The organism is Aeromicrobium erythreum, assembly GCF_001509405.1.
GTDB classification, from domain to species: Bacteria; Actinomycetota; Actinomycetes; order Propionibacteriales; family Nocardioidaceae; genus Aeromicrobium; species Aeromicrobium erythreum.
Genome location: NZ_CP011502.1, coordinates 1,006,302 through 1,025,811, shown reverse-complemented (window position 1 = coordinate 1,025,811; position 19,510 = coordinate 1,006,302). Strand labels below are relative to the sequence as shown.

Sequence of the window (19,510 nt, the reverse complement as noted above, 5' to 3'; positions counted from 1 at the left end):
GTACCTCATCCGGCCACGACCGCCCACTCCCCCTAGACTCAGCACGCGGTGCGGCCCCCCGCCCAGCCTGTCCATCCCGAGGAGAGTGTTCGTGAGCAAGCCCCTGCAGAAGGTCCTGATCGCCAACCGTGGCGAGATCGCGGTCCGCGTCATCCGAGCCTGCAAGGACGCCGGCATCGGCAGCGTCGCCGTCTACGCCGAGCCCGACCGCGACGCGATCTACGTGCGCATGGCCGACGAGGCCTACTCGCTCGAGGGCGCGACCCCGGGCGACTCCTACCTCTCGATCGAGAAGATCATCGCCGTCGCGAAGCGCTCCGGCGCCGACAGCGTCCACCCCGGCTACGGCTTCCTCGCCGAGAACGCCGACTTCGCCCAGGCCGTCATCGACGCCGACCTCGTCTGGATCGGCCCGCCGCCCTCGGCCATCGACGCCCTCGGCGACAAGGCCAAGGCCAAGCAGATCGCCGAGCGCGCCAACGCACCGCTCGCGCCCGGCACCAAGGAGCCCGCGAAGGACGCCGACGAGATCATCGCCTTCGCCGAGGAGCACGGCCTGCCCGTCGCGATCAAGGCCGTCTTCGGCGGCGGCGGACGCGGCCTCAAGGTCGCCCGCACGATCGAGGAGATCCCCGAGCTCTTCGAGTCGGCCACCCGCGAGGCGGTCGCCGCCTTCGGCCGCGGCGAGTGTCTCGTCGAGAAGTTCCTCGACAAGCCGCGCCACGTCGAGACCCAGTGCATCGCCGACCAGCACGGCAACGTCGTCGTGGTCTCCACGCGCGACTGCTCGCTGCAGCGCCGCCACCAGAAGCTCGTCGAGGAGGCGCCCGCGCCGTTCCTGTCCGACGACCAGCTGAAGCGCCTCTACGACTCCTCGAAGGCCATCCTGAAGGAGGCCGGCTACTACGGCGCCGGCACCTGCGAGTTCCTCGTCGCCCGCGACGGCACCATCAGCTTCCTCGAGGTCAACACCCGTCTCCAGGTCGAGCACTGCGTCTCCGAGGAGGTCACCGGCATCGACCTCGTCCGCGAGATGTTCCGCGTCGCCGCCGGCGAGGAGCTCGGCTACGGCGACCCCGAGATCATCGGGCACTCCATCGAGTTCCGCATCAACGCCGAGGACGGCGGCCGCGGGTTCCTGCCCGCTCCCGGCACCCTCACGAAGTGGGCTCCCCCGTCGGGCCCCGGCGTCCGCCTCGACGGCGGCTACGAGGAGGGCCAGACCGTCCCCGGCGCCTTCGACTCGCTCGTCGCCAAGCTCATCGTCACCGGCCGCACCCGCGAGCAGGCGATCGAGCGCTCGCGCCGCGCGCTCGATGAGTTCGTCGTCGAGGGCATGCCGACCGTCATCCCCTTCCACCGCGACGTGCTCGACAACCCGGCCTACAACGCCACCCAGCCCGACGGCACCCCCGGCTCCTTCGACGTGTACACCACGTGGATCGAGACCGACTACGACAACCAGCTCGAGCCCTACAGCGGCCCGTCCGAGACCGCCGAGCCCGGCGAGCGCGAGCGCGTCGTCGTCGAGGTCGCCGGCAAGCGCGTCGAGGTCGTCCTCCCTGGCGGCCTCGGTGCCGTCGCCGCCTCCGGTGCGGCGGGCGGCGCCAAGAAGCCGAAGCGCGCGGGCGGCAAGTCCGCCGGTGCCGCCGTCTCCGGCGACTCGCTCACCTCGCCCATGCAGGGCACGGTCGTCAAGGTCTCCGTCGAGGAGGGCCAGGAGGTCGCCGCCGGCGACACCATCCTCGTCATCGAGGCCATGAAGATGGAGCAGCCCATCACCGCGCACAAGGCCGGCACCGTCACCGGCCTGTCCGCCGAGATCGGCGCCACCATCGGCGCCGGCGAGGTCGTCGCCACCATCGCCGACGCACCCGCCACCGAGTAGCACCGCACCACCACCCGGCGCCGGTGGCCTGCCCCTACGGGCGGGTCACCGGCGCTGTGTCATTCCGCCGCGCACTCGCGCCGGAGTAGTCCTGCCGGCCGTCAGGAGGCGACGGGCGGGACCTCGGCCGGCGCCTGGGTGTCCACCTCGCCGTACGCCACGCCGGCGGCCCACACCAGCAGCACCGTCACGACCCAGGCCACCGGGCCGTGCAGGTCGAAGCCGTCGCCGGGCACGAGCGCGTCGGTGAGCACCAGGGCCACCGCCGTGAGCACCAGGCCGCCGAGCACCGCCGACGGGCGCGCGAGCCGCGGCGCGAGGGTCGCGGTCGCCCGACGCAGCGCCACGGCCAGGACCGTGAACACGAGCACCGCCACGAGCAGCCCACCGAGCCGGACGGAGAACCCGTCGAGCAGGGCCGCGGCGAGACCGAGCGACGCGACGTTCGCCAGCGCCGCGAAGCCGAGGGACCGGAGGATCGACAGCATGTCGAGCAGTATCGCCGACCCGCTCCGACGCCTCGGAGCCGGTGTCCCGCCGTCGTCACCTGCGAGCGACGACGGCGGGGCAGCCGGGCTCAGCCGAGCCGGAAGTAGTGCGACTTCAGGCCGAGCGCGAAGCGCAGGTCGGGTCCGGAGACCGTCTGCGTGCCCTTCGAGCCTGTGAGCCGGATCGAGACGACCCGACCCTTCCAGTCGCCCGTCCCGTCGCGCTGCGTGACCGTCAGGCTGCGCAGCGTGCCGACCTTCGGGAACGCCCGCTCGATGGTCGAGGCCTTCACCACGACGCGCCACGACCGGTTCGCGTTGCCCGACCAGCCGTCGAACGGGTCGAGGTGGGCCTTCAGGTACGGCGCGCTACCGGGTGCCGACGCGCCGCCCGAGGAGGACGAGTACTGCGTCAGCGCCGGCTTGCCCTGGTAGGTGAGGATCGAGCCGCGCGTCGCCGCGACGGCCTTGTCGGTGTTGGCGGTCTCCCCGCTCAGGCCCTTGAACACCTGGCAGGAGGTCGTGTCGCACACGTCGTAGTACCGCGACGGCATGAGCGTGCGCACCGCGTAGGTCCGCGCGGCGACGGCCTGCGCCTTCAGGGCCTCCTGCTGCCAGCTCGACGGCATCTCCGAGGCCACGACCCCGCGCGTGTAGTCGTCGAGCGACAGCACGTTGACCGTCTTGCGCTCCTTCGAGCCCGACGCCGGCAGCGCCGACCGGATCGCCGTGCGGTACTCGCGCACCGAGCCGTTCGGCAGGACGAGTCCGAGCGACGGCGCCTGGAACTGGGCGGAGCCGCGCCAGATCCGGTCGCGGAAGACCCGCCAGCGCGAGCCCGCTCGGTACTCCAGCACCGACTTCGTCGCGTCGGCCGTGCTGACGCGGATGCGCCAGTTGGTGATCGGCGTGCCCGACGACGACGTCGGCAGCGTGGTGCCGGTGCTGGAGGCGAGCGTGCGGAAGACCAGGCCGGACCGCGCCCGGACCGTGACCGTCGACGACGTCGCGTCGCCCACGAGCACGCGGATCGAGCCGCTGCGCTGCGCCAGGGACGTGCCCGGGTAGTAGGACGCGAGGATCTGCTTGAACGTCTTGCCCTGACGCGCCGCGCCCTGGGCGCCGTACTGGCTCATGCCGATCCCGTGGCCGAAGCCGCGACCGTTGATGACGACCGACCGGTCGCTCGGCACGGTCAGCTGGTCCGGGCTCGAGCCGTTCTTGTACCAGGTGCTCACGGCGCGCGAGCCCTCCGAGTACTCCATGTACCCCTTCGCGAACGTCACCCGCTGGTAGCCGGTGCGGTCGCGCAGCACGGTCGAGGTCGGGGCGCCGAGCGGGCCCGAGGTGCCCTTGACGGTCTTGTAGGACTCGAAGATCGGGCCGTAGATGGCGTAGGCCTTCGTCGCCGAGCCGGTGCCGACGATGTAGACGCTGCCCTTCTGGAAGCGCTGGTACTTGACGTTGGCGTCACCGGTGCTGCTGCGGCTGCTGATCGGGAAGCCGAGGCGTCCGCCCTGCTCGCCCGTGCGGTGCCACTCGCGGCGCACGACGCTGGTCACCGAGAACGCACCGGCGGCCTTCGTCCAGAGCAGGTCCATGTTCTGGTAGATCGCCCGACGCTGGACCGAGTTGCCCCACTCCTTCTTGACGAGCTTGCCGAGCTTCTCGCTGCCGATCGCGGCGGCGAGGGACTTGATGTCCTTGCCCGACGTCGGCGTGGTCGTGGGCGGCGTCGGGGTGCTCGGCGTCGCGGACGACCCGGCGAGACGTCGGGCCACCTCCTGGCGCAGACCGGTCGAGCCGGACGACGTCACCCACGCGTACGCGGCGGCGCCCGGGCACTCGGTCGACAGGACGTCGCGGTGGCCCACGATGCGGTTCAGCCGCAGGCCGCCGAGCGTGTAGGTGCCCGTGGCCTTGAGCTTGGCGAGCGAGAAGCGCCACGCGACGAGGTCGGCGACGGCCTTCTTCGTGGCGGCGGTCGGCGCGACCTTGGAGTAGGTGCCCATCATCGAGATGCCGATGGTGCGCTCGTTGACCGGGCCGTTGCCGGAGTGGGCGGCACGGACCTGCTTGGCGATGCCGCCGCGACGCCCCTCGAAGATCTGGCCGTACTTGTCGACCAGGAAGTTGTAGCCGATGTCGCACCAGCCGCGCGCACCCGTGTGGTACGCCTGCGTCGCCCGGACGATGCCGGCCGACTGGGCCTTGGTGTAGTCGTTGTTGCCCGCCGTGTGGTGGATGACCGCACCCAGCGTCGAGGCGCCGTAGACCGGCGCGGAGCACTCGTTGCCCTTCGTCGGGCCCTTCGCGCCCCAGGAGGAGCGCGAGATGATCTTCGGCTGCCCGACGGTCGCGGCGGCCGGGGCGACGTCGCTGCCGCGACCCGGGTCGATGGTGGCGACCTTCAGGTCCGCCGGACGCTGGCCGCTGGGCGACGTGACGCGCACGGCGACGCCGTCGGCGGACCCGACCCACAGCGGGTCCGTCCCGGCGCGACCGACCTCGGGGCCGGCGTCGGCCTCGGCGTCACGGTCGATGTCGAGCGTCTGGAACGCGCCCCACGTGCCGTTCTTGCGCAGCGCGACCTTCACGTCGAAGTCCTCGCCGCCGCGTGCCCAGGTGACACCGACCATCGAGAACGGGCGCACGGTCGTGCGCGGCAGGGTGGCGACCTCGTCGGTCCCGTTCTTCCCGGGCGCAGACTTTTCAGGCGCGGTCGTCGCCGGCGGGACGGCCTGTTGGCGGACCTCGCTGCGCTCGGGCGCGGAGGGGCTGGGCGACGGCGTCACCGCCGGTGCCGCGGAGGCGGCGGGGACGTCGGGGGCCGGCGTCGCCGGGACGTCGAGCTCGTGCAGCGTGGCCGGTCGCGGAGCCGCCGCCTGCGACGTCTGGGTCGGGGCGGTGTCGGGCGTGGCGATGAGGGCGGACACCGCGACGGCGGTGACGACGGCGAACGGGAAGGCTCGCCGGACCAGGGTCCAGAAGCGCATGTGGGGAAGTCCGATCCTGTGACTCATGGGACAGATGTGACGATGTTGCTGGGACACTGCATCACACATCCGGCGCGATATCCACCGGAGTCGGCGAACTACACGCCTGTCATTTCCGCAGGTCAGCGCGGGTGCAGGCTGCGTGCAGCCTCGGCCACCGACCCCGACATCGACGGGTACACCGTGAACGCGTCGGCGACCTGGTCGACGGTCAGCGAGGCGGACACCGCGAGCGACACGGCGTGGATCAGCTCGCTGGCCCGCGGGCCGACGACGACGCCACCGACGACCACGCCCATCCCCCGGCGCGAGAACAGCTTCACGAAGCCGTGCCGCACTCCCTGCATCTTGGCGCGGGCGTTCGTCGCCAGCGGCAGCATGACGACGTCGACGTGCAGCCCGGCCTCGTCGATGGCGCGCTGCGACAGGCCGACGGTGGCGATCTCCGGGGACGTGAAGATGTTGCTCGAGACCTTCTGCAGGTCGAGCGGGTGCACGGCGTCACCGAGCAGGTGGGCGACGGCGATCCGGCCCTGCTGCGCCGCGACGGAGGCCAGCATGAGCACGCCCGTGCAGTCACCGGCCGCGTAGACGCCCGGCACGCTCGTGCGCGAGACGCGGTCGACGCGCACGAAGCCGGCGTCGTCGAGCGCGACGCCGACGTCCTCCAGGCCGAGGTCGGCGGTGTTCGGGATGGATCCGAGCGCCAGCAGGCAGTGCGACCCGACGACCTCGCGGCCGTCGGTGAGCGTGACGACCACCTGGTCGCCCTCGCGACGCACCGAGGCCATGCGCGACTGGCCCATGACGGTCATGCCGCGCTCGCGGAAGACGTCCTCGATGAGCTCCGCGGCATCCTCGTCCTCCCCCGGGAGCACGCGGTCGCGGCTCGAGACGAGCGTGACGTGGGCGTCGAGGCCGTTGTAGGCGCTGGCGAACTCGGCCCCGGTGACGCCGGAGCCGACGACGATCATGTGCTCAGGGATCTCGCGCAGGGCGTAGACCTGCTCCCACGTGAGGATGCGCTCGCCGTCGGGGAGGGCGTCGGGACTGACGCGCGGGTGCGCGCCCGTCGCGAGGATGACGGCGTCGGCCTCGACGACGCGGCTCGGGCCGCTCGCGTCCTCGTCCGACGTCGTCTCGACGACCTCCACCTCGCGGGCCGAGCGCAGGCGGGCGGTGCCGCGGACGACCTCGATGCCCTCGCGGTCGAGCCGGCCGGCGATGTCGGCCGACTGCGCCAGCGCGAGTCGCAGCACGCGGTCGTTCACCGCCGCGAGGTCGGCGCGCACGTCGCGGGGCACCTCGACGCCGAGCTCGGCGGACGACTCGACCTCGGTGAGGAGGTCGGACGTCGCGATGAGGGTCTTGCTGGGCACGCAGTCGGTGAGGACGGTCGAGCCGCCGAGCCCGTCGCGCTCGACCACGGTGACCTGCGCCCCGAGTCGCGCGGCGACGAGAGCCGCCTCGTAGCCGCCAGGTCCGCCTCCGATGATCACCACGTGCGTCACCTCGCCATCCTCTCACCGCGGGGGCCCCGGACGGCAGCCGGGCGCGGCGGCCGCGTGACGTGCGCGCCCCCCCTGGTGAAAGTGAGGTGAGCCTTACTATGCTGAGGCAACCCTGAGTAAGCCAAGCCTTGCCTCATGAACATCGAGACGGGCGCGATCGAGAGGTGTGCCCCCGGTGCCCCAGCCCCACCCGACCGCGAACCCTGCGACGACCGCACCGGCGACCCGCCGGTCCCTCCTGGTGCTCGCCGCCGTCGCCCTCCTGCTGTCGTCATGCGGGCTCCGACCGGGTGGCCACGCCGACGCGGGCGGCGACGTCGCGACGCCGCCGCTCAGCGAGGCGAAGGTGCTCGACGACCCGCGCTCGTGGGAGGGGGCGGTGCACGCGGGGCTGCCCGACGAGCCGGTCGACCCGGTGGCGGACTCCCCCACCCAGACGCTGCCGGTCACCCTCACCGACTCCCAGGGCACCCGCGTCACGGTCACCGACACCAGCCGCGTGCTCGCCCTCGACATCTACGGCACACTCTCGCGCACCGTCTACGAGCTCGGCCTGGGCGACGCGCTCGTCGGCCGCGACATCTCGACCCAGTTCGACGAGGCCAAGAACCTGCCGCTCGTCACCAGCAACGGCCACGACCTCAACGCCGAGGCGATCCTGGAGCTCGACCCGACGCTGATCATCACCGACACCTCGCTCGGACCGTGGGACGTGGTGCTGCAGATGCGCGACGCGGGGATCCCCGTGGTCGTTGTCGACAGCACCCGCAGCGTCGACAACGTCGGCAGCCTCACCCAGGAGGTGGCGCGTGCGCTCGGCGTCCCCGACGTCGGGCGCCGGCTCGCGGACCGCCTGGAGAAGCAGACCCGCTCGACCCTGGCCGAGATCGCCGCCGTGGCGCCGAAGCGGGTCCAGGACAAGCCCCGCATGGTCTTCCTCTACGTCCGCGGCCAGGCCGGCGTCTACTACATGTTCGGCGAGGGCTCCGGCGCCGACACCCTGATCACGGCGCTGGGCGGCTACGACGTGGCCGGCGAGATCGGCTGGAACGGCATGAAGCCCGTGACCGACGAGGGCATCATCGACGCGCAGCCCGACGTCGTCCTCATGATGACCAAGGGCCTGGAGTCCGTCGACGGCGTCGACGGGCTCCTCGAGCGCCTGCCCGCGCTGGCGCAGACACCGGCCGGCCAGAAGCGCCGGATCGTCGACATGTCCGACGCCCAGATCCTCGGCTACGGCCCGCGGACGGCCGCCGTGCTGGAGGCGCTCGCCGTGGCCGTCTACGCACCCGGCTCCGCCGCACCGTCGGCCGGGGAGCACCGATGACCGCCGTCGCCGGGCGGCACCGCCTCCCCGACGTGGGGGCGGCCGAGGAGTCGCCCGCGCCGTCGCTGCCCCCGGCGCGCCGGGGCCGTGCCGGGCTGCTGCTCGGCGCGCTCGGCGCGGGCGTCGTCGTGTCGACCCTCGTCTCGGCCGGGCAAGGACAGCTCGACGTCCCGGCCGACCAGGTGCTCGGGTCGGTCCTGCACCGCGTGGGCCTCGACGTCCTGCCCCTGCCGACGCACCCGCAAGGCGACAACACCCTCTGGCAGGTCCGCTTCCCGCGGGTCGCGCTGGCGCTGCTGGTGGGCGCGGCGCTGGCGACGGCCGGGGCGCTGATGCAGGGCGTGTTCGGCAACCCGCTCGCGGAGCCCGGGGTGGTCGGCGTGTCCGTGGGCGCCGCCCTCGCCGCCGCGTTCGTCATCGTCTTCCAGGTGACCCTGCTCGGCGCGTGGACCGTGCCGGCGTTCGCCTTCGTGGGGGGCCTGGTCACCACCCTCACGGTCTACGCCCTGTCCCGGGCCGACGGACGCACCGAGGTGGTCACCCTCGTGCTCACCGGCATCGCCGTCAACGCGGTGTGCAGCGCGGGCCTGGCGCTCATGCTGTTCCTCGGCGACACGTCGGCGCGCGAGGAGATCGTGTTCTGGCAGCTCGGCAGCCTCAACGGCACCCGCTGGGCGCACGTGGCCGTGGTGGCACCGTGCGTCGGGATCGGGCTGCTGGGCGCGCTGGCACTCTCCCGGCGACTCGACGTGCTGGCCCTCGGCGACCGTGCCGCCCGCCACGTCGGCGTCGACGTCGAGCGCGTACGCGTGGCGGCGATCGTGCTGGTCGCGCTGCTCACGGCGGCGGCCGTCTCCTTCGCCGGGATCATCGCCTTCGTCGGCCTGGTCGTGCCCCACCTGGTCCGGATGGTCGTCGGTCCCGGCCACCGGGTGCTCGTGCCGGCCAGTGCGCTCGGTGGCGCACTGCTGCTGCTGTGGGCCGACCTGTTCGCCCGCACCGCCGTCGCCTACGCCGACCTGCCGATCGGCATGCTGACCTCGCTGGTCGGCGGGCCGTTCTTCTTCTGGCTGCTGCGCCGCACGCGTCGGACCGCGGGAGGCTGGGCGTGAACGCCCCCCTGGTGGCCTCCGGCATCGGCGTGGAGCTGGGTGGCTCCCCCGTCCTCCACGACGTCGACCTCGAGGTGCGCCTGGGCGAGCTGCTCGTGCTCGTCGGGCCGAACGGTGCCGGCAAGTCCACGCTCCTCGGCGTCCTCTCCGGCGACCAGGTCCCCCAGCGCGGCACGGTGACGCTCGACGGCCGCCGCGTCGCGAGCCTGCGCGCCGGCGAGCTCGCCCGCCGACGTGCCGTGCTGCCGCAAGAGAACCGCCTCGCGTTCGGGTTCCGCGTCGTCGACGTCGTCCGCATGGGGCGGGCGGCGTGGGCCGGACGTCCTGAGGAGGACCGTGACGACGTCGTCGTCGCCGGGGCGCTGCGCCGCAGCGACGTCGCGCACCTCGCCGAGCGCGTCTACCCCACCCTGTCCGGCGGCGAGCGCGCTCGCACCTCGCTGGCGCGCGTGCTCGCGCAGGAGACCGCCCTCGTGCTGCTCGACGAGCCCACCGCGGCGCTCGACGTGCGCCACGTCGAGCTGGTCATGGCCCAGGCCCGCGAGCTGGCCGTCGCCGGTCATGCGGTCGTGGCCGTGCTGCACGACCTGACCCTCGCCGCCGCGCACGCCGACCGGGTCTGCGTCCTCGCCGACGGTCGCGTCCGCGCCGTCGGGGCACCACGTGCGGTCCTGACCGCCGAGCTCCTCTCCACCGTGTACGAGCACCCGCTCGAGGTCGTCGACCTCGACGGTCGGCTGCTCGTCCTGCCCCAACGACACCCCCAGGAGGCCCCGTGCTGACCGGACCGTCCCCCGCTGCTCCCGTCCTCCCTCGACGCACGACCGCGGCCCTCGTCGCGCTCTCGCTCGCGCTCGCCGGGCTCGTCGCCGTGGTCACGGCACCCCCTGCCGCGGCCGAGTCCCGCGTCGGCGTGGCCAACGCCCAGGGAGCGGCCGTGGTCGACCCGACGTTCGCCACGACCCTCACCCTGCGCGGCCAGGGCTTCCAGTCGATCAAGAACGGCCACGGCGGTATCTACGTCTTCTTCGGCACGGTCTCCGGGACCTGGCGTCCGTCGCAGGGCGGCCAGACCGGGCGCGACCTGCTGTACGTCCCCGACAGCGAGACGAAGGACAACCAGGGCTTCCAGAAGTTCGTGGCCTTCCCCGGCAGCGACACCGCGTCGGCCGCGAACGGCGGGACGCTGGCCGCCGACGGCTCGTGGTCGACGCGGATCGTCGTCCCGGGCGCGGTGTTCAAGGCGCGCGACCGCAGCAACAAGGTCACGACGGTCGACTGCCGCCGGGTCCGGTGCGGCATCATCACGATCGGCGCGCACGGTGTGAAGAACGCCCGCAACGAGACCTTCACACCCGTGTCGGTGGCCGACCTGACCGCCGCGGCCCGCGGTGGCGCCGCGACGTCGTCGCCCTCGTCGTCGGACGGCGACGGCGCCGCCGCGGCTGGTGGCGACACCCCGACCGCCGAGGCGCAGGGGGCCGAGGGCACCGCGGCGAGGACGGCGACGCGACGGACCAGGCCCGTGCTCGCCGTCGACCGCGAGACGGCCGTGGCCGGCCACGTGCTCTCCTTCAGTGCCACCGACCTGCAGCCCGGGGAGCAGGTGACCGCGACCCTCGACGACGGCGTGGCCGCCGTGGGGCCGCTCACGGCGGGCACCGGCGGCCAGCTGGCCGGTGCGCTGCAGCTGCCGGCCGACGTCGGCGTGGGCACCCACGAGCTGCGGCTCAGCGGCGGCACGGCGACCCCGAGCGTCTCCTTCCCCGTCGCCGCACCGCCGCCCTCGGCCGCGTCGGCCGACGACTCGTCGGGCGGCGTGCCGTCCTGGCTGCCGATGGCCGCCGCGGGCCTCGCCCTCCTCCTGCTGCTCGGCGCCGTGGTGTTCGCCGTGCGACGCCTGGTCACCTCCCGCCGGAAGGAGGAGCCTCGTGCTGCGGCCCTGGCGTGACCTCGCTGCCGTCGGCCTGGTGCTCGGGCTGGCGCTCCTGCCGTCGGCCGCCCTCGCCGAGCAGCCCGGCACGGCCGACCCCGCCGCCGCGCAGGAGTCCTCCGGACCGCGCGCCGTCGACGACGCCGTCCTGCGCTGGGGACTGAACGACGAGTCCAACAACCGGGCCTTCGCACCGGGCACGATCAACTTCCTCTCGGCCGGCAAGGTGCCGGACCCCGGACGGGGCGGCACGATCATGCCGGCGTCGGGCTGGTCGGCACGCACGGGCGACGTCGCCGTCGAGAAGTGGGACGGCTCCGCCTACCGGCCCGCCACCTGGGCGGGCCTGCGCACCGACGCGACCGGCGCGGCCATCGGCGGGGGCCGGTTCTCGGGCCACCAGCTCGTGTTCTCGGGCGGCGAGGGCACGATCGACGCCGCCGCCGGCGACGCGACGATCCGCTGGGACGGCGACGCGAGCGTCGTCTACTACTCCGGCATGGCGTTCTTCTACCTCAGCGACCCGGAGCTCACGGTCGACGACGGCGTGGGGCAGGTGACGGCCGAGCTCGGCGGCTTCGCCTCGTCCATGGAGGACCTCACGGCGTGGGGACCGGTCGCGCCGCAGCGTGTCATCGTCGCCGACCTGGGCCCCGTCGACCTCGGCTCAGCCCAGGAGGAGGCGGGCGGGTTCACCGCCACCCCGGCCTACGACGGCGTGCAGGTCACCGGGGTGCCGCAGGTCCGCCCGTACGGCTCGTTCCCGCAGTCGTTCATCGACTTCCAGCGCACGACCGGCACCGCCGCCTACTGGTACAGCAGCGGCGGCTCGGCCGACCCGTACAAGAAGGCGTCGCCGATGACGGTCTCCTGGGCCGGCGCCGACGTCACGCCGCCGCCGACGCCCGGTCCGGCTCCGCTCGACCCGATCGAGAACCCGGTCGTCCAGCCACCGCGGCCGTCCGCCGCCACCCCCACGACGTCGTCCGCCGGACGGCAGACCCGCACGGCCGCCCCCGGCACGCCCGCCGCCAACCTGGCCCCACCGGCCGGCGCCGCCGTCCGTGGCGAGCTGGTCCAGACCCGACCGGTCTCCACCCTGCTGCCGCCGCCGGCCGCCGCGTCCGAGCGCTCCGGGGACGCGCTCTGGTGGTGGCTCGCCGCCGCGCTGACCGGCATCGCCGCGCTCGTCGTCGCCGGCAGCAGCGTCGCGGCCTCCCGCACGTCCCGCCCCTCCCCCGACACAGCCCCCCGGCGGGGCTGACCACCTCCGAAAGGAACACCATGTCCACCACCCCCATCCGCCGCAGGACGCGACTCGTGTCGCTCCTCGGCGCCGGCGCCCTCGCGGCGGCGACCCTCGCAGTCGTCACGCCGTCGGCAGGAGCGGCACCCGCCGCCTCGGCCGCGTCGGACACCGTCAGCGAGGCCACCTTCACCTGGGGCCTGAGCGGCTACGCGCAGGACGGCATCTTCGGCCCTTGGACGTTCAAGAACCCGACCGGCGACGCCCGCTACCTCACCGGCGACGTCAGCACGGTGCCGAACACCTCCCCGCAGCAGGTCTACCGCGTCGCCCCCGTCCCCACGACGTCGTTCCCGACGTCGAAGGCGGGCAAGGCGCCGAACGTCGTGCAGTTCACCGGCGGCGACGGCACGGTCGACCGCAGCACGGGCGCGGCGGAGCTGAGCTGGAGCGGCAGCTACACCGTGAACGCCTACCCCGCGCAGTACGGCGCCCCCGACGAGATCTACGCCGACCCGCAGCTCGACGTGGAGCCCGACGGCTCCGGCACGCTGACCATGCGCTTCACCATCGGGGCCGGCCAGTCCATGACCGGGGAGGCCTTCCCCGCGAAGGACTTCGGCCGGCTCACGATCGCGACGTTCGACGCCGGCTCCCTGAGCGCCCAGTCGTCGACCGGGTACCGGGTGACCCCCGACTACCAGGGCGTCACGTGGGACGCCCCGTCGGGCGCCACCGCCCAGACACGCACGTGCTCGGCGCAGGACGGCGCCACCGGCTGGTGGGGCGCGTGGCCGACGGACTTCCTCGACGCCCTCGCCACCCACGAGGCGGGCTCGTCCGTCCTCGCGCACTTCTACTCCACCGGCTGCGCCGGCAAGCAGGACAACAAGCCGCAGCTGCCCTTCGACGTGACCTTCGCCCAGACCCCGACGGTCACCGTCTCCGACACCGAGGTCACCCGCGGCGACACCACCTCGGTGACCGTCGAGGGTCGCGGCTTCGACCCGTCCCTCGCCACGGGCACGCGGCCGCCGTTCGCCGGCCAGAAGTCCGGCGTCTACGTCGCGTTCGGGCGCTACGCCGACGTCTGGCGTCCGTCGCAGGGCGCGCCGTCGTCGGCGCGGGCCAACGCCGACAGCGGCGACACCTCCGCGCCGGCCGTCAAGTGGGCCGTCCCGCGCGCGTCCTTCGCCGCGAGCAGCCCGGCACAGGACCCCGAGGCGCCGAACTACACCGAGCTGCGCGCCGACGGCACCTTCACCGCGACGATCCCGGTCGACGAGGACTGGCTGAAGGACCGCACCGGCACGTACGGCATCTACACCTACGCCGGTGGCGGCGCGACCGTCGCCGCGTACGAGACCGCCACGCCGCTCACGTTCGTCGACCCCGCGCCCGAGCCGCTCACCCCGACGCTCTCGCGTGGCTCGGAGGTCAAGCCGACCCGCACGACGACGGGCTCGACCCGCGTGACGGTGGCGAGCCCCGACGACTCGGTGCCGACCGGCACGGTGCACACGACCCTGGTCAACGGCAGCACCACCCTCACCGGGCCGAAGGCGACGCTGAAGGACGGCGTGGCGACCGTCAAGGTGCCGAAGGCGACGCGGCTCGGGCGCTGGACGTCGACCGTGCACTACTCCGGCGACACGACGCACGCCGCCGCCACGGGTGCGACGACGACGATCGAGGTCACGCAGTACGCCGCCACGGTGCGTCGTCCGTCGACCACGCGGCCGACCAAGCGCAAGACCGGGCGCGCGACGGTGGTCGTCACGTCCGGCAGCCCCGCGCAGGCGACGGGCACGGTGCGCGCGGTCCTGAAGAAGGGCCGCACGGTGCGGTACAGCCGACCGGTGACGCTGAAGAACGGCCGCGCCGTCGTCGGCATCCCGGCAGCGGGCTCGACGGGCACGTGGACGTACTTCATCCGCTACTCCGGCGACGCCAACCACCCCGCGAAGGACGGCACCCGCACGGCGCTGCGCATCACGCGCTGACCCCACGGCGACGGACGGCCCGGCACCTGCAGGTGCCGGGCCGTCGGTCGTCCGCGACTCAGGCCGTCAGGGTCTCCACGACCGTGGCCACCCACTGCAGCAGCTCGCGACCGCGCAGGGGACGCCCGCCGACGGGTGCCGTCTTCGGCGCGGGCACGAGCGCGACGTGGGTCGCCGGCTTGTACAGGCTCTTCGGGTAGACCCGGCGCAGCCGCATCTGGGCCGACTCCGGGAGGTCGACGCCGCCGAAGCGGATCTGGGAGCCGGCCGACGTGACCTCCGTGAGGCCGGCGGTGCGCACCGCCACGCGCAGACGTGCGACGTCGAGCAGCACCTCCGTGACCTCCGGCGGCTCGCCGTACCGGTCGACCAGCTCCGCACGCAGCTCCTCGACGTCGGCGTCGGAGCGGACGTCGGCGAGCCGTTTGTACATCTCCAGGCGCAGCCGCTCGCTCGGCACGTAGTCGTGGGGAAGGTGGGCCTCCACGGGGAGCTCGAGCTTCACCTCGCGGCCGCCCGGCAGGCCGTCCTCGCCGCCGTCGCCGCGGAACTCCGCCACGGCCTCGCCCACGAGGCGCACGTACAGGTCGAAGCCGACGTCGGCGATGTGGCCCGACTGCTCGCCGCCCAGCAGGTTGCCCGCGCCGCGGATCTCGAGGTCCTTCATGGCGACCTGCATGCCGCCGCCCAGCTCCGAGTGCTGCGCGATGGTCGCGAGCCGGTCGTGGGCGGTCTCGGTCAGCGGCTTGTCGGGCGGGTACAGGAAGTAGGCGTAGGCCCGCTCGCGACCTCGCCCGACCCGGCCGCGCAGCTGGTGCAGCTGCGAGAGGCCGAGCGTGTCGGCCCGCTCGATGATCATCGTGTTGGCGTTGGACACGTCGAGGCCCGACTCGACGATCGTCGTGCAGACCAGCACGTCGTAGCGCTTCTCCCAGAAGTCGACCATGACCTTCTCCAGCGCCTGCTCGCCCATCTGGCCGTGGGCGGCCGCCACGCGCGCCTCGGGGACGAGCTCGGCCAGCCGCTTCACGACCTTGTCGATCGACTGGACGCGGTTGTGGATGAAGAACGCCTGTCCCTCGCGCAGCAGCTCGCGGCGGATCGCGGCGGCCACCTGCTTGTCGTCGTACGCGCCGATGAACGACAGCACGGGGTGCCGCTCCTCCGGCGGCGTGGCGATGGTCGACATCTCCCGGATGCCGGTGACCGCCATCTCGAGGGTGCGCGGGATCGGTGTCGCCGACATCGCCAGCACGTCGACGGCGGCGCGCAGGTGCTTGAGCGCCTCCTTGTGCTCGACGCCGAAGCGCTGCTCCTCGTCGACGATCACGAGACCGAGGTCCTTGATCTGGACACCGGGCTGCAGCAGGCGGTGGGTCCCGACGACGAGGTCGACGCTGCCGTCGGCCAGACCGGCGAGCGTCTCCTGCGACTCCTTCTCGGTCTGGAACCGCGAGAGCGGGCGGATGGTGACCGGGAACTGCCCGAAGCGCTCCGCGAACGTCGCGTAGTGCTGCTGGACGAGCAGGGTCGTGGGCACCAGCAGGATGACCTGCTTGCCGTCCTGGATGGCCTTGAAGGCGGCCCGCACCGCGATCTCGGTCTTGCCGTAGCCGACGTCGCCGCAGACCAGGCGGTCCATGGGCACCGAGCGCTCCATGTCGCGCTTGACCTCGTCGATGGTCACGAGCTGGTCCGGCGTCTCGACGAAGGCGAACGCGTCCTCGAGCTCGGCCTGCCACGGGGTGTCGGGCCCGAACGCGTGCCCCTTCGTCGACTGGCGGGCGGCATACAGCTTGATCAGCTCGCCGGCGATCTGCCGGACGGCCTTGCGCGCCTTGTTCTTGCGCGCGGTCCAGTCGGCGCCGCCCAGCTTGTCGAGACTCGGGCTCTCGCCGCCCACGTACCGGCTGACCTGGTCGAGCTGGTCCATCGGGACGAACAGCCGGTCGCCCGGCTGCCCGCGCTTGCTCGGCGCGTACTCGATCACGAGGTACTCGCGGGCCGCGCCCTGCACGGTGCGGTTGACGAGCTCGACGTAGCGCCCCACGCCGTGCTGCTCGTGCACGACGTGGTCGCCGGCCTTCAGCTCGAGCGGGTCGACCTGCTTGCGCCGGCGCGCGGGCATGCTCGAGCGGTCCGGACGCTCGGCGGCGCGCTGGCCGACGAGGTCGTCGTGGGTGAGCAGGACGGCGCGCGGCGCGACCAGGCCGTGGCTCAGGTCGGCGACGACGACCGCGACCACGCCAGTGCCGGCCGCCGGCAGCGCACCGTCGCTCCCTGCGTCGCCGGCGGCGTCGACGATCGTCGCGGGCACGTCGTGCTCGGCCAGCCACTCCACGGTGCGCTGGGCCTGGCCGGCCGCGGGCGTCGCGAGCACGACGAGGCGTCCTTCCCCGAGCCAGGCGCGGACGTCGGCGACCGCGGCCTCGGTGTCGCCGCGGTAGAGCGGGGCCGCCTCGGCGGTGGCGGCGACGGTCTCCTCGTCGTCGAGGCCGAACGGCGACACGCTCCACCACGACGACCCTCGGGCGAGCGCGACGTCGCGGACGTCGTCGAGCTCGCGGAAGGCCGCGGAGCCGAGGTCGATCGGCGCCTCGGCACCGGTCGCGGCTGCCGCCCACGACGCCTGCAGGAACTCCTCGTTCGTCGCGTTGAGGTCGGCGGCGCGCGCCTTGACCTTCTCCGGCTCGTGGACGACGACGACCGCGTCGTCGGGGAGCAGCTCGACGAGGAGCTCCATCTCCTCGACCAGGATCGGCGAGAGCGACTCCATGCCCTCGACGGCGTGCCCCTCGGCCAGCTTGCCGAACAGCTCGCCGAGCGACGGGTGCTCGACGGCGAGCGCCTTGGCGCGCTGACGGACCTCGTCGGTCAGGAGCAGCTCGCGGCACGGAGGCGCCCACAGCCGCTCGACGGGATCGGTCGTGCGCTGGTCCGCGACGGAGAACGAGCGGATCTCCTCCACCTCGTCGCCCCAGAAGTCGACTCGCACGGGGTGCGCCTCGGTCGGGGGGAAGACGTCGACGATGCCGCCGCGCACCGCGAACTCGCCCCGACGCTCCACCAGGTCGACCCGCACGTAGGCAGCGGCGGCGAGGTCGCGGACGACGTCGTCGAGCGGCGCCTGCTGGCCGACCACCAGCTCGACGGGGCGCAGGTCGGCCAGGCCCCTGACCTGCGGCTGCAGCACCGAGCGCACCGGCGCCACCACGACCCGCACCGGCGGCGCGCCCGGTCCCGGGTGCACGAGACGGCGCAGGACCGCCAGGCGACGACCGACCGTGTCCGAGCGCGGGGACAGCCGCTCGTGCGGCAACGTCTCCCACGCGGGGTAGACGGCGACGGCCTCGTCGCCGAGCAGCACGGCGACGTCGGCCGCGAGCTCGTCGGCCTCGCGCGCGGTGGAGGTGACGGCCAGCACGGTGGAGGCGTCGGCCAGCGCGCGGGTCACGAACGGCTGCACCGCGGCGGGGCCCTGCACCGAGAGGGTGCGCGGACGCTCGGCGAGCGCCTCGGCCAGAGGGCCGTTCAGGTGGGGCGAGAGGAGGGCGTGGAGGTCCATCTACCGGTTGAACGCGCTCTGCGTCTCGGATAGTCCGCGGGTGACGAGGCTCTCGATCGCGTCGGCGGCCTCCTCCAGGTACACGGGGAGGTCCTTGCGCTCGGTCGAGGAGTACGGCTTCAGCACGAAGTCGTGCACGCTCTGGCGTCCGGGGGGCCGGCCGATGCCGACGCGCACCCGGTGGAAGTCGCCGGTGCCGATCGACTGGCGGATCGACTTCAGTCCGTTGTGACCGTTGTCGCCGCCGCCGAGCTTCAGCCGCAGGGCGCCGAAGTCGATGTCGAGCTCGTCGTGGACGACCACGAGGTGCTCGGCGTCGACGTCGAAGTACTTCATGAGCGTCGAGACCGGACCGCCGCTCTCGTTCATGTACGAGCGCGGACGGCCGAGGACGGCGCGCTCACCCGCGAGCCGGCCCTCGACGACCTCGGCGCGGCCGGAGGCGTGCGCCTTGAAGCGCCCGCCCATGCGGTCCGCGAGCACGTCGGCGACCATGTACCCGACGTTGTGCCGGGTGGCGGCGTACGTGGGGCCCGGGTTCCCGAGCCCCACGACCAGCCAGGTCACGACTCGGTGTCGCCCTCGGCGTCAGCCTCGGACTCGCCCTCGGTGCTCTCGCCCTCGGCGTCCTCGGGCTCGTCACGCTCGATGCCGGCCTCGGCCTCGGCCTCCTCGAGCTCGGCCTCGATGTCGGCGGCCGTCGGGGCGGCGGTGACGTTGACGACCAGCAGGTCCTCCTCGACCGCGAGCGCGGCGCCGGAGGGCAGGGACAGGTCGGAGGCGAGCACCTGGGCGCCGACCTCGAGACCCTCGATCGAGACCTCGACGGCCTCGGGGATGTGGGTGGCCTCGACCTCGAGCGACACGGTGGCGTTCTCGAGGACGACCAGCGTCTCGGGCTGCGCGTCGCCCTCGAGCTGGATCGCGACGTCGACGACGACCTTCTCGCCACGCTTGACGATGAGGAGGTCGGCGTGCTCGATGAAGCCCTTCAGCGGGTCGCGCTGGACCTGCTTGGGGATGGCCAGGTGCGACTCGGAGCCGACCTCGATGGAGAGCAGCGCGTTGCTGTTCTTGAGGGCGAGCATGAGCGCGTGGCCCGGCAGCGTGACGTGCACGGGGTCGGTGCCGTGGCCGTACAGGACGGCGGGGACCTGGTCGGCGCGACGGATGCGGCGGGCAGCGCCCTTGCCGAACTCGGTACGGGGCTCGGCGGGGATGGTGATCTCGGCCACGAGGGAACTCCTGGAGGTGTGGTGCGGGCGAACGATGTGGGGCGGCCGTGGACTCGGCCGGACGTCGCCCCAGCAGGTCGGACACGACACTCCGCGGAGCGCCCTGTCGATCACGGTCGGACCTGCCGACCCTCGCCGAGGCAACTGCGTCAGCGTACAGGAGCCCTCCGCCGCCAGCGAAATCGGCCACCGTCGAGGGTGCC

At 73.3% G+C, this 19,510-nt stretch carries 13 protein-coding genes; 7 read left to right on the top strand and 6 right to left on the bottom strand.

Annotated features, from left to right (window positions below; translation table 11 throughout):
• Positions 1-85: 85 nt before the first annotated feature.
• Positions 86-1,888: an acetyl/propionyl/methylcrotonyl-CoA carboxylase subunit alpha gene (locus Aeryth_RS04875; RefSeq protein ID WP_144433669.1), complete on the top strand. Its 1,803-nt coding sequence runs from the start codon at positions 86-88 to the stop codon at positions 1,886-1,888.
• Between the two features lie 101 nt (positions 1,889-1,989).
• Here Aeryth_RS04875 and Aeryth_RS04870 read toward each other — a convergent pair whose 3' ends face one another.
• From Aeryth_RS04870 to Aeryth_RS04860, 3 genes are all read right to left on the bottom strand, one after another.
• Entirely contained in the window at positions 1,990-2,376 is a 387-nt protein-coding gene (locus tag Aeryth_RS04870) for a phage holin family protein (RefSeq protein WP_067855397.1), read from the bottom strand.
• Between the two features lie 89 nt (positions 2,377-2,465).
• Positions 2,466-5,399 carry a SpoIID/LytB domain-containing protein gene (locus tag Aeryth_RS04865; protein ID WP_158509178.1) on the bottom strand — a complete coding sequence of 978 codons (2,934 nt, stop codon included), beginning with the start codon at positions 5,397-5,399 and terminating at the stop codon, positions 2,466-2,468.
• A gap of 95 nt (positions 5,400-5,494) precedes the next feature.
• The gene (locus tag Aeryth_RS04860) at positions 5,495-6,883 is read right to left on the bottom strand and encodes an NAD(P)H-quinone dehydrogenase (protein WP_067855390.1); all 1,389 of its coding nucleotides are present in this window, start codon (positions 6,881-6,883) and stop codon (positions 5,495-5,497) included.
• Positions 6,884-7,058: 175 nt separating this feature from the next.
• Here Aeryth_RS04860 and Aeryth_RS04855 point away from each other — a divergent pair, with 175 nt between their 5' ends.
• From Aeryth_RS04855 to Aeryth_RS04830, 6 genes are read left to right on the top strand one after another with little or no spacing between them, the layout of a single operon-like run.
• Positions 7,059-8,213: a heme/hemin ABC transporter substrate-binding protein gene (locus Aeryth_RS04855; RefSeq protein ID WP_169795967.1), complete on the top strand. Its 1,155-nt coding sequence runs from the start codon at positions 7,059-7,061 to the stop codon at positions 8,211-8,213.
• The gene (locus Aeryth_RS04850) at positions 8,210-9,325 is read left to right on the top strand and encodes a FecCD family ABC transporter permease (RefSeq protein ID WP_067855384.1); all 1,116 of its coding nucleotides are present in this window, start codon (positions 8,210-8,212) and stop codon (positions 9,323-9,325) included. The genes Aeryth_RS04855 and Aeryth_RS04850 overlap by 4 nt, the downstream gene beginning before the upstream one ends.
• Positions 9,322-10,107: a heme ABC transporter ATP-binding protein gene (locus tag Aeryth_RS04845; protein WP_083516264.1), complete on the top strand. Its 786-nt coding sequence runs from the start codon at positions 9,322-9,324 to the stop codon at positions 10,105-10,107. The genes Aeryth_RS04850 and Aeryth_RS04845 overlap by 4 nt, the downstream gene beginning before the upstream one ends.
• Positions 10,101-11,276: a hypothetical protein gene (locus Aeryth_RS04840; protein WP_067855381.1), complete on the top strand. Its 1,176-nt coding sequence runs from the start codon at positions 10,101-10,103 to the stop codon at positions 11,274-11,276. The genes Aeryth_RS04845 and Aeryth_RS04840 overlap by 7 nt, the downstream gene beginning before the upstream one ends.
• Positions 11,257-12,522, top strand: a complete 1,266-nt coding sequence (locus tag Aeryth_RS04835; protein ID WP_067855378.1) for a hypothetical protein — start codon at positions 11,257-11,259, stop codon at positions 12,520-12,522. Before Aeryth_RS04840 ends, Aeryth_RS04835 begins: the two co-directional genes overlap by 20 nt.
• Positions 12,523-12,542: 20 nt before the next feature.
• Complete coding sequence (locus tag Aeryth_RS04830; RefSeq protein ID WP_144433667.1) at positions 12,543-14,507, top strand: hypothetical protein; 1,965 nt, start codon at positions 12,543-12,545, stop codon at positions 14,505-14,507.
• 58 nt (positions 14,508-14,565) lie between these two features.
• Here Aeryth_RS04830 and mfd read toward each other — a convergent pair whose 3' ends face one another.
• Genes mfd through Aeryth_RS04815 form a run of 3 tightly spaced genes read right to left on the bottom strand, consistent with a single transcriptional unit; the run spans position 14,566 to position 19,307 of the window.
• On the bottom strand, positions 14,566-18,072 hold the full coding sequence (mfd, locus tag Aeryth_RS04825) for a transcription-repair coupling factor (protein ID WP_067855371.1): 3,507 nt from the start codon (positions 18,070-18,072) through the stop codon (positions 14,566-14,568).
• Positions 18,073-18,639: an aminoacyl-tRNA hydrolase gene (gene pth / locus Aeryth_RS04820; RefSeq protein ID WP_067855368.1), complete on the bottom strand. Its 567-nt coding sequence runs from the start codon at positions 18,637-18,639 to the stop codon at positions 18,073-18,075. It abuts the gene before it with no gap.
• Entirely contained in the window at positions 18,636-19,307 is a 672-nt protein-coding gene (locus tag Aeryth_RS04815) for a 50S ribosomal protein L25/general stress protein Ctc (RefSeq protein ID WP_067855365.1), read from the bottom strand. The genes pth and Aeryth_RS04815 overlap by 4 nt, the downstream gene beginning before the upstream one ends.
• Positions 19,308-19,510 lie beyond the last annotated feature (203 nt).

Excerpts from the sequence above, each read along its gene's own strand:
- Aeryth_RS04870 (WP_067855397.1), bottom strand. The coding sequence starts at position 2,376 with ATGCTGTCGATCCTCCGGTCCCTCGGCTTCGCGGCGCTGGCGAACGTC.
- Aeryth_RS04865 (WP_158509178.1), bottom strand. The coding sequence starts at position 5,399 with ATGAGTCACAGGATCGGACTTCCCCACATGCGCTTCTGGACCCTGGTC.
- Aeryth_RS04850 (WP_067855384.1), top strand. The coding sequence starts at position 8,210 with ATGACCGCCGTCGCCGGGCGGCACCGCCTCCCCGACGTGGGGGCGGCC.
- Aeryth_RS04830 (WP_144433667.1), top strand. The coding sequence starts at position 12,543 with ATGTCCACCACCCCCATCCGCCGCAGGACGCGACTCGTGTCGCTCCTC.
- mfd (WP_067855371.1), bottom strand. The coding sequence starts at position 18,072 with ATGGACCTCCACGCCCTCCTCTCGCCCCACCTGAACGGCCCTCTGGCC.